Genomic DNA, 1,313 nt, shown 5'->3' with positions numbered 1-1,313 from the left:
ATCTTCAGGTGGGTGCAGCCGGGGCTTGCCACGATCAGCTTCACGAGCATGGAGCCATCGAGAAACTCGATCCCGTCATCGCCGCCGAAATGCTGACGCTTGTAGTGCCAGTAATCGGGGTTGGTCTTCGGGTTGCACTCTTCGGCATAGACGACGAAAGGACGCTGCCCTTCGGCGAGCTTGCCGTTGGAGAGGATGTAGACGCCCTCGTCGCCGACCAGCCAGACCCCCGGCTTTTCATCACGGCCGGGATAAAGGCCATAATGGGGATTACGGAAGCCGCCATTGAGAAAGGCGTCGAGCCGTCCGCGCATCATCACGACACGGACATCCGTCACGGAAAAGGTGAACATCGCCTCCTCCGCTCATGCCGCGNGCGGCTCCGATCGGGACCGAAGAACAGGACCGTCCGCCGGCCGCGTTGCGCCTGCGGAAAGCGCCAATCGGCATAGCCGCGGTATTCGTCGTGGCTTGAACTCCAGATATGCTCGATCCGCTCTTCGCGGGTCATTGCACGGACTGGACGGCTTTCCCGCTCGACAATGGCGGCGCGCATGTGTGCGGGCGAACCCTTGTCGGCAAGGTCGCAATAGGCGTGGAAGAACCGCATCCGGTCGTCGATCTTCAGGGTGAAGAAGACGCTGGTGATGCAGCCCGTCAGGAATTCCCGCATGGCGAACATCTCGCCGTTCATGAAGAGCGGCGGCAGGATGTTGAACATGTAATCATGCTCGATCTCGGTAAGCTCGAACCACTCCCCGCGATAGAGGCCGGCATCGGCATCCTCGAAACGATTGGGGCGCTGCGTGTGGCGATCGAACATGCGGAACATCTGCCGGCGGTCGGCAATACCCTGGTAGACTTTGCGGATAGGAGAAGAGGGGTTCATTGGCGGGCTCCTTCAGCCTCCTCGGACTGGGGCGCGACGCATCCTCGGGGGTCACCATCATCTNCTTTCTCCCCAATTCGGCCGCATGGCCTCGTTCATATCCGCCGATGAAACACTCGCTCGTCTTCGCCTTTGTGCTTGTCAGCGCCGGCGCACCTTTGACTGCGGAAGCGGAATCGCCGAACCGGGTGGATCCACCCTTGGGCTGCTCAACCTCGCTCGATGCCGACACACCAGAGAAAGCAAAACTGTTGCGTATGCAGAACGACGCCGACGCAATCGTGCGCCAGTTGAGAGAGACCTATGCCTCTCGGCTTGCCGGCTTGTTCTGGAATCAGACGGAAGGAGAGGAAAGCAGGCTGGTCCTGCGGCTGACAGGTGAAGGGCCGGTCGAGAACGAGAGAATTATGGTCTGCGGGGAGCC

At 60.6% G+C, this 1,313-nt stretch carries 1 protein-coding gene and 1 pseudogene; both read right to left on the bottom strand.

What is annotated here, in order from left to right; all coding sequences use genetic code 11:
- A partial coding sequence (locus CEV33_RS01430) for a DUF3085 domain-containing protein (protein WP_094538727.1) occupies positions 1–353 on the bottom strand: 353 nt, incomplete at its 3' end.
- Between the two features lie 38 nt (positions 354–391).
- A pseudogene (locus CEV33_RS01425) lies at positions 392–889 on the bottom strand (DUF1419 domain-containing protein); the annotation flags it as partial.
- Between the last annotated feature and the right edge of the window lie 424 nt (positions 890–1,313).

The organism is Brucella grignonensis (assembly GCF_002252505.1).
GTDB lineage: Bacteria > Pseudomonadota > Alphaproteobacteria > Rhizobiales > Rhizobiaceae > Brucella > Brucella grignonensis.
The sequence above is the reverse complement of the archived record's forward strand: the minus strand, read 5'-3'. Positions and strand labels throughout refer to the sequence as shown.